At 59.1% G+C, this 8289-nt stretch carries 8 protein-coding genes and 1 tRNA gene; 4 read left to right on the top strand and 5 right to left on the bottom strand.

Annotation, left to right across the window (positions count from 1 at the left end; all coding sequences use genetic code 11):
- The first annotated feature begins 58 nt into the window (after positions 1 to 58).
- A complete protein-coding gene (gene trxA / locus AC0V6T_RS07670; protein ID WP_040464708.1) occupies positions 59 to 379 on the top strand; it encodes a thioredoxin in 321 nt (106 codons plus the stop codon).
- Between the two features lie 104 nt (positions 380 to 483).
- On the opposite strand, the gene AC0V6T_RS07665 is transcribed toward trxA, so the two are convergent.
- The gene (locus tag AC0V6T_RS07665; protein ID WP_486125732.1) at positions 484 to 1308 is read right to left on the bottom strand and encodes an inositol monophosphatase family protein; all 825 of its coding nucleotides are present in this window, start codon (positions 1306 to 1308) and stop codon (positions 484 to 486) included.
- Positions 1305 to 2531, bottom strand: coding sequence for a bifunctional glutamate N-acetyltransferase/amino-acid acetyltransferase ArgJ (gene argJ / locus AC0V6T_RS07660; RefSeq protein ID WP_486125730.1), 1227 nt, complete (start codon positions 2529 to 2531; stop codon positions 1305 to 1307). The genes AC0V6T_RS07665 and argJ overlap by 4 nt, the downstream gene beginning before the upstream one ends.
- Positions 2532 to 2651: 120 nt before the next feature.
- Here argJ and AC0V6T_RS07655 point away from each other — a divergent pair, with 120 nt between their 5' ends.
- The 3 genes from AC0V6T_RS07655 (at position 2652) to AC0V6T_RS07645 (ending at position 6637) form a co-directional block, all read left to right on the top strand.
- Complete coding sequence (locus AC0V6T_RS07655) at positions 2652 to 2930, top strand: hypothetical protein (protein WP_486125728.1); 279 nt, start codon at positions 2652 to 2654, stop codon at positions 2928 to 2930.
- Positions 2931 to 3069: 139 nt separating this feature from the next.
- The gene (secA, locus tag AC0V6T_RS07650) at positions 3070 to 5838 is read left to right on the top strand and encodes a preprotein translocase subunit SecA (protein ID WP_486125726.1); all 2769 of its coding nucleotides are present in this window, start codon (positions 3070 to 3072) and stop codon (positions 5836 to 5838) included.
- A 55-nt stretch (positions 5839 to 5893) separates the two neighbouring features.
- Positions 5894 to 6637 carry a sulfite exporter TauE/SafE family protein gene (locus tag AC0V6T_RS07645; protein WP_486125724.1) on the top strand — a complete coding sequence of 248 codons (744 nt, stop codon included), beginning with the start codon at positions 5894 to 5896 and terminating at the stop codon, positions 6635 to 6637.
- A gap of 33 nt (positions 6638 to 6670) precedes the next feature.
- Here the strand turns inward: AC0V6T_RS07645 and AC0V6T_RS07640 are convergent, their stop codons facing one another.
- The 3 genes from AC0V6T_RS07640 to AC0V6T_RS07630 all read right to left on the bottom strand — a co-directional run bounded on the left by AC0V6T_RS07640 (position 6671) and on the right by AC0V6T_RS07630 (position 8189).
- Positions 6671 to 7075: a hypothetical protein gene (locus AC0V6T_RS07640; protein WP_486125722.1), complete on the bottom strand. Its 405-nt coding sequence runs from the start codon at positions 7073 to 7075 to the stop codon at positions 6671 to 6673.
- Positions 7076 to 7166: 91 nt separating this feature from the next.
- Positions 7167 to 7241, bottom strand: a tRNA-Asn gene (locus AC0V6T_RS07635).
- A gap of 108 nt (positions 7242 to 7349) precedes the next feature.
- Positions 7350 to 8189 carry an NAD kinase gene (locus tag AC0V6T_RS07630; RefSeq protein ID WP_007163999.1) on the bottom strand — a complete coding sequence of 280 codons (840 nt, stop codon included), beginning with the start codon at positions 8187 to 8189 and terminating at the stop codon, positions 7350 to 7352.
- Positions 8190 to 8289: the final 100 nt, after the last annotated feature.

Here is an 8289-nt window from a genome sequence, read left to right as displayed (position 1 = left end):
ACTCAACGCTGAGCCCGTACGTATGAAGGGCGAAGACCCACTTTCAGGAGAAGCCGTTATGGCAACCGTCAACGTCACCGATGAGAGCTTCAAGAGCGACGTGCTCGAGAGCGACAAGCCCGTTCTGGTCGATTTCTGGGCCGATTGGTGCGGCCCGTGCAAGATGATTGCACCCGCACTCGAAGAGATCAGCAACGAACTCGGCGAGCAGGTCACCATCGCCAAGATGGACATTATGGAAAACACCGGAATCCCCGCTGAAATGGGTGTTCAGTCGATCCCGCTGATGGTCCTATTCAAGAATGGCGAAGCGGTTGCTCGCAAGGTCGGAGCTGCTCCCAAAAGCCAGCTCAAGGACTGGCTCGAAAGCGAGATCTGAAGTTCAGGCAGTCTGCCGATTTTGGCGGCAGGCAAACAACGAGGCGCAGGTTCTAGCGAAGGCCGGAACCTGCGCCTTGCTGATTTAGGAAACCTGAAATCGCGTCAGGCGTCCGCGGGCATGTAGCCAGCCTTGATGAGCCTTTCGGCCAGATCATCGAACAAAGCACGATTTGCGCCTCCGATCATCCCTTTTCGGCCATCATCAACGCGGTAGGGCGACCCATCCGGCCGCAGGCACGATCCGCCAGCTTCGTTCAGAAACAGGCAACCGGCTGCGTGATCCCAAGGCAGGGTGCGTTCGTAGATTGCGAGGTCATGACCGCCAAACACGGTGAGCGGATATTGCTCGCACGCTGCGCGCGGCGCTTTGACGATCGAATAATGCGGCTCGATCTCGGCTTCGAATATGGAACGCTGCGCATCGGGCATGAAACCCTTCATCGCGGCAAGGTTTGGCGGCGTGTCGCCGGAAGCCGATGCTGCGACCTTTTCGCCGTCAATAAAGGCACCTTCGCCCTTCTTTGCGTGGCAAAGCCGGTCGCGAACCGGATCGTAGATCCAGCCCGCAACAGCTTCGCCTGCGTCGGCAAGCGCAATCATTATTCCGAAATGACCCTCGCCGTTCGCGAAATTGGCAGTGCCATCAAGCGGGTCGATGATCCAACATGCACCGGACAAGCGATCCATGACGCTGGGGTCCGCTGCGACGGCTTCTTCACCCACGACCGCGACATCGGGAGCAAGCCTTGTGAGCGCTTCGGTCAGAAACTCTTCAACCTCGCGGTCGACAACCGTCACCGGGTCATCTTCGCCCTTCATCTCGATCTCGTCGTCGCGCAGCTCACGGTATCTAGGCAACATCGAACGCTGCGCGGCGAAGCGCAGGAGGTCGCGTATTTCAGCATCCAAGGGTGAGAATTGGGTCATGAACGGTAATCCGCGTTGATCGAAATGTAACCGTGGGTGAGGTCGCAGGTCCAAACAGTGGCGCGTCCGCCACCCATGCCGAGATCGACTTCGATATCGATCTCATCGCCCTTGAGGTGCTTGGACACCGGCGCTTCGTCATAGTCGTCGACCGGCAGACCATTGCGTGCAGCCCAGACGCCCCCGAAGCCTATCGAAAGCTTGTCACGGTCAGCCGGTTCGCCAGCTTTCCCAACAGCCATGACGACGCGGCCCCAATTGGCATCTTCACCAGCAATGGCGGTCTTCACCAAGGGCGAATTTGCAATCGAGAGGCCGACACGCCGCGCGCTGTCGTCGCTGACCGCACCGCTTACGCGTACATTTATGAATTTGGTCGCTCCTTCACCATCACGCACGACAAGTTGCGCTAGCTGGCGATGAACGTCTTTGAACGCCGCAGCAAAAGCATCCGCACCCGGGCTTTCCCAATTCTCGATACGAGCATTGCCGGCTTTGGCGGTCGCGAAGGAAAACACCGTGTCGCTGGTCGAGGTGTCACCGTCGACCGTGATGCAACTGTAGGTCTGTGCGTTCGCCTGTTCTAACAGCTCCTGCAAGAATGAGGGCGCCACATCAGCGTCGGTGAACACATATCCGAGCATGGTCGCCATGTCGGGCGCAATCATGCCCGAACCCTTGATGATCCCGGCGATCTCGACACGTGTCTCGCCAATCATCGCAGAGGCATGCGCACCTTTGGCAAAAGTGTCTGTTGTACCGATCGCGTCTGCGGCCTCCTCCCAGCTGCATTCGCCAGCCTTGAGCGCCGCACCGACGCCTGCTCTTGCCCGGTCCTTGGGAAGCGGCACGCCGATTACGCCGGTTGACGAAACGAGCACTTCATCCAGATTGCAAGCCAGCCCTTCGGCCACCTGCGACATGATTTGCTCAACCGTCTCGCGTCCCCGATGGCCTGTGAAGGCGTTGGAGTTTCCGGCGTTGACGATAAGTGCGCGAGCCTTGCCCGACTTTACCTGCTCACGTCCCATTTCGACCTCGGTCGAGGCACACGCGCTTTGAGTGAATACTCCTGCAAGCGCAGTGCCTTCAGCGAGCTCTACGAAGGTCAGATCACAGCGGTCCCAATCCTTGTAACACGCCCTCGCAACGCGCAAAGTTACGCCATCTATGGCTGGCATTTCGGGGAAGGGCAGAGCGAGTGGAGAGGGGTCAAGTTCCATAGGCCGAAGCCTTAGGACCGCGCCCATGCCGAGTAAACGTCTCAATCTTCATGCATGCGGTAGTAAAAATCCGGCCTGACGGTGGACGCATTGCGACAGATGCATTATGTCTTGCGGCGCATGATGGCTCGTCATCTTATTGCGTTGTTCGCCTTGTTCACCGGCATCGCCGCGCTTTCCGCGCCTGCGCATGCGGGCGAAGTGCAGTCGAACGTTCAGAATTCGCGCTCAGTCGCCAATACTTCTGAAACCCAAGCGAGCGAAAACTGTTCATGCGCCTCCGAAGCAGAAAACCGCGAGGCTGCCCGTCCCAAGCGTGAGCGCAAGCGCACCTGGACGTGGTTCCCAAGCTGGCTGCGCCCGAGCATTTTCCTCGGCGGAGACCGCGCGCTCGAATAGCGCGCCCCCAAGAAATTCTATCGTAACGCGCGCCGTCTGTGCGTGCGAAACTCCCTGACATATCCGCATTTGCGCCCGGTCCCGCCCTGCTGCGGGATGCGAGCCTCAAGAACAAAACGTCAAAGGCAAGACCTCTCCCATGTTCAACAAAATCGCTAAATCCGTCTTCGGCTCTTCGAACGATCGGTACGTCAAATCGCTCGGCAAAATCGTCGACAAGATCAACGCGCTAGAGCCGATGATCCAAGAGCTTTCGGACGACGCGCTCAAGGCGCAGACCGACAAGTTCCGCGAGCAGCTCGACAGCGGATCGACGCTTGAGGACATCCTGCCCGAAGCCTTCGCGACCGTTCGCGAAGCGTCGGTACGCGTGCTGGGAATGCGCCACTTTGATGTGCAGCTGATCGGCGGCATCGTGCTCCAGCGCGGCGAAATCGCCGAAATGCGCACGGGTGAGGGTAAGACCCTGATGGCGACGCTCGGCGTCTACCTCAACGCGATTGAGGGCAAGGGCGTCCATGTCGTCACCGTCAACGATTACCTCGCCCGCCGCGACGCGGAATGGATGGGACAGCTTTACACATGGCTCGGCCTGACGGTCGGCGTGATCGTCCCCAACATGACTGAGGCGGCCAAGCGCGACGCTTACAACGCAGACATCACGTACGGGACGAACAACGAGTTCGGCTTCGACTATCTGCGCGACAACATGAAGCATGAGCGCAACGCAATGGTGCAGCGCCCGTTCAACTTCGCCATCGTCGATGAGGTGGACTCGATCCTGATCGATGAGGCTCGTACCCCGCTGATCATCTCCGGCCCGACTGAGGACAAGTCGGACCTCTACGCCGCACTCGATGCCGTCGCGAAGGAGATTCCGGAAGATTGGTACGAGAAGGACGAGAAGTCCAAGAACATCCAGCTCAACGAGGACGGACTGGACCAGGTCGAGCAGCTGCTCATCGACAAGGGCCTGTTGGAAACCGACAACCTCTACGATGTCGAGAACACGCAAGTCGTACACCACCTCGACCAGGCGCTTCGCGCGGTCCACATGTTCAAACGCGACGATCATTACATCGTGAAGGATGACAAGGTCGTCATCATCGACGAATTCACGGGCCGCATGATGGATGGCCGCCGCTGGTCAAATGGTCTTCACCAGGCGGTCGAAGCCAAGGAAGGCGTGAAGATCGAGCCTGAGAACCAGACCATGGCCTCGATAACTTTCCAGAACTATTTCCGCATGTACCCCAAGCTGTCTGGTATGACCGGCACGGCTGCGACCGAAGCGGCAGAATTCTGGGACATCTACAAGGTCAACGTCGTCGAGATCCCGACCAATGTGCCGGTCCAGCGCATCGATGAGGAAGACGAGTTCTACAAGAATACATTGGACAAGTTCGCGGCTATCGCGAAGACGATCAAGGAACATTCCGAGCGCGGTCAACCGATCCTGGTCGGCACTGTTTCGATCGAAAAGTCCGAATTGCTCAGCCAGTTCCTCGACAAGGAAGGCGTGAAGCACGAGGTGCTCAACGCCCGCCAGCACGAGCGCGAGGCGCATATCGTGGCGCAGGCGGGCCGGCTTGGCGCTGTGACCATCGCGACCAACATGGCGGGTCGCGGTACCGACATTCAGCTTGGCGGTAACGTCGATTTCCTGATCGAGGATGAGCTGGGTGAAATGGAAGACGGCCTTCGAAAAGAAGCCGAAATCACCCGAATCAAGGAAGAAGTCGCAGCTGAGAAAGCCAAGGTGCTCGAAGCAGGCGGGTTGTTCGTGCTCGGCACCGAGCGCCACGAATCACGCCGTATTGACAACCAGTTACGCGGTCGCTCGGGCCGTCAGGGCGATCCTGGCCTTTCGCGCTTCTACCTCTGCCTCGAGGACGACCTTCTGCGCATCTTCGGCCCAGACACCCTGTTTGCCAAGATGATGAATTCGAACCTCGAAGATGGCGAGGCGATCGGGTCCAAATGGCTCTCAAAGGCCATTGAGACGGCACAGAAGAAGGTCGAGGCGCGGAACTACGATACCCGTAAGCAGGTCGTGCAGTACGATGATGTCATGAACGACCAGCGCAAGGTCATCTACGAACAGCGCGCCGAAATCATGGACTCAGAAGCGGTCGACGATGTCGTTGTCGATATGCGCCACGATTCCATCAGCTCAATCATCTATGCAAACTGCCCGGTCGGCTCGTACCCCGAACAATGGAACGTCGAAGGGCTCAAGGAGAAGCTCGAAGAGGTCTTCGGCATCACGCCTCCGATCGATGAGTGGCTTGAGGAAGACCAGGTCGAGCAGGAGATCATGGAAGAGCGTATTCGCGCTCAAACCGACGAGATGATGGCGGCGAAAGTCGAGAAGTATGACGCTGAAATCTGGCGCCGGGTTGAGAAGCAGCTGCTTCTCGAACAGCTTGATTATCACTGGAAAGAACACCTCGCCACGCTCGATGCGCTGCGGCAGGTGATCTGGATGCGTGGAATTGCTCAAAAGCAACCGATCAACGAATACAAGCAGGAAGCCTTCGCGCTGTTCGAAACGATGCTCGAAACCCTTCGCGAGGACGTGACCAAGCTGCTATTCAAGTCAGAACTGCGCATTCAGCAGCCCGAGCCTGCAGCACTGCCCGATCTGCCTGATTTCCTGACCGGCCACATCGATCCGTTGACGGGCCTCGAGAACTCGGATGACGGCGACGGTTCTGCCGAGCGCGCTGAGCTTTTTGGTTCGCTTGCGGGTTCGTCCAAGGCTGCATTTGGACCGGGCGGTTCTCAGACCGACAACCCCTATGCAGGCATGGAGATCAGCCGAAACGCACCGTGCCCTTGCGGCTCTGGCAACAAGTACAAGCACTGCCACGGTGCGGCGAATGCGGGTGCTGTTCGCACTGCATAAGGTAGGGATTTCAGTACCGGCAACTGGCGGGCAGGAAGGTTAGGGCACAGTGCCATTGATCCTTCTGCTCGCTGGAGGCTTTTTCGTCACCGCGCTGCTTTATGCAAGCGTCGGTTTCGGCGGCGGCTCGACCTATTCGGCGCTGCTCGCGCTGGCAGGGCTGGATTACCGGGTTCTCCCGCTCGTCAGCCTTGCTTGCAACATCGTGGTGGTGACCGGTGCGAGCATTCGCTTTGCTCGCTCGAGCGTTACCCCGTGGAAGGGAGCCATTGCGTTGACCGCTCTTGCGGCTCCGGCGGCGTTTATCGGCGGGCTCATGCCGATCGACCGCAACTCGTTCCTGCTTCTGCTTGGGGCTAGCCTCGTTCTGACAGCGCTGACGATGCTGATCCCGGTGAAGGAGGACGATACGAGCGTGCCGACCCGCTTCGCCAAGGCCATGCCTTTCGTGGCCGCGCCTATAGGGTTTCTGGCAGGGCTGGTCGGCATCGGAGGAGGCATATTTCTCGCACCGCTTCTTCACCTGACACGGTGGCGCGATGCGCGCGCGATTGCCGCGACCGCGAGCCTTTTCATACTCGTAAACTCGCTGTTTGGTCTGGCCGGTCAACTCGCCAAGAACGGACCCGCCACGTTCGGCGGCGCGATGGTCGATGCACTGCCGCTGCTTATCGCAGTGGTCATCGGCGGCCAGATCGGTAGCCTGATGGCCGTGCGAGTGCTTCCGCTCAAATGGATACGCTGGCTTACCGCAGCGCTAGTCGGATTGGTCGGCGTGAGGCTCTTGGCCGGGGTCTGACGCGTCTGAGCGCCCACCCCGGCAAAGTGCGCATCATTCCTCGGTGAAGTAGCCGCCTGAAAGTTCGTGGTTGGCGAGACGCTCGCACGTCTTCTTCATGCGGCGGTTAAAGCGCTCGGACTGGTCGCGCGTGCGAACGGTGCGACGCGCTTCCTCGAACATCGCTTTGGTATCTTCGTATTCTTCGTCGATGGTTTGATCGAGCAAAGCCTGTGCGTCGGGCTCGGCCATGCCGGCTGCGACAGCCATCGCGACCGCACGTATTTTCCAATCGCTGATGCCGGCATCGTCGACGACGAAATCATGCTGGCGGCAAGTGGGCGCCATCGAGACCGATTCTGCGATCTTGTCGAAGTGGTCACGCGTGTCACGGTCAAGATCGCCTGCCATCAGCATGACAAAGATCGGCGAGGCCGCGACAAGTCCAAAAATCCCCATGTATTCCTCCCAAAACGAAACGTTCCAGACGCGTGCTAGCACGGTGGAAATGGCCCTGTCTAAGGCCTGGCGATCGAAGGTGGGTGGAAAATGGCTCCCCGAGTTGGATTCGAACCAACGACCAAGTGATTAACAGTCACCTACTCTACCGCTGAGCTATCGGGGAGCAGCTTCCCAAGCGGTATGGAGGGAAGCGGAGGCGAGCCTATATGCAGGCGCGGCGAGCAATGCAAGGGGTGAATTCGTGTTTTCGTGCCCCGCTTGCGCGATCAGCCTAATCCACTGCGAATTGTTCAGCGACTATGCGCTCGGCTAGTGATTGTCCGGGATCAAAGAGCAGTTCCAGGTCGCAGTCATGCGCGATCTCGATCGTGACTTCGGCGATATCGCGCAGCTCTTTCTGGTCGGCGACGGCTGCAACCGGCCTTTTGACCGGCTCGAGCACGCGAAACTTGATTCGCATCTCGTCCGGTAGAACGGCTCCGCGCCAACGACGCGGGCGAAATGGGCTGATCGGGGTGAGGGCGAGCATTCCGCTGTCGAGCGGCAGGATCGGGCCGTTCGCTGACAGGTTGTAAGCGGTCGATCCAGCAGGGGTCGCGACAAGCACCCCGTCGCCCACCAGCTGTTGGATACGCACGCGGCTACCCACAGTGACCTCAAGCTTCGCTGTCTGGCGGGTTTCACGCAGCAGGGACAGTTCGTTGATCGCGTACATCTCGTGCTTTTCGCCGGCTTGCGTGACCGCGGTGATGCACAGGGGTGTGATCGTCTTGGCACGCGAGATATTCAGGCGCTCCATAACCGGCTTCGTCATGTCATATCGGTTCATCAGGAACCCGACCGTGCCGCGGTTCATGCCATAGGCGGGAACAATGCGGCCTGTGTCCATCATCGAGTGAAGCGTCTGTAGCATGAAGCCGTCGCCGCCCAGAACGACCACCGCATCGGCGTCCTCCATCGCGCACCAGTCACGCTGAGCCCAAAGCATGGAATAGGCTTCCTGTGCGCGCGGCGAATCGGAAGCGACGAGGGCAACCTTCTCGAAATTGCCTCGCACCGGACCATCGCCCGAGCGGCTGCCATTGGTGTCGGTGTCCACTGCAGTCCCCATTCACGCACTCCGCACAATTTCGCGAAAAATCCGCCTTGCCTAAGCGTTTACTTGTCCATGCTACGCTGGCAGCGCGCCCCCCACAGGCACTAATGAGTTA

Source organism: Erythrobacter sp. S158 (assembly GCF_057364915.1).
This window is presented reverse-complemented; position numbering and strand designations above follow the sequence as displayed.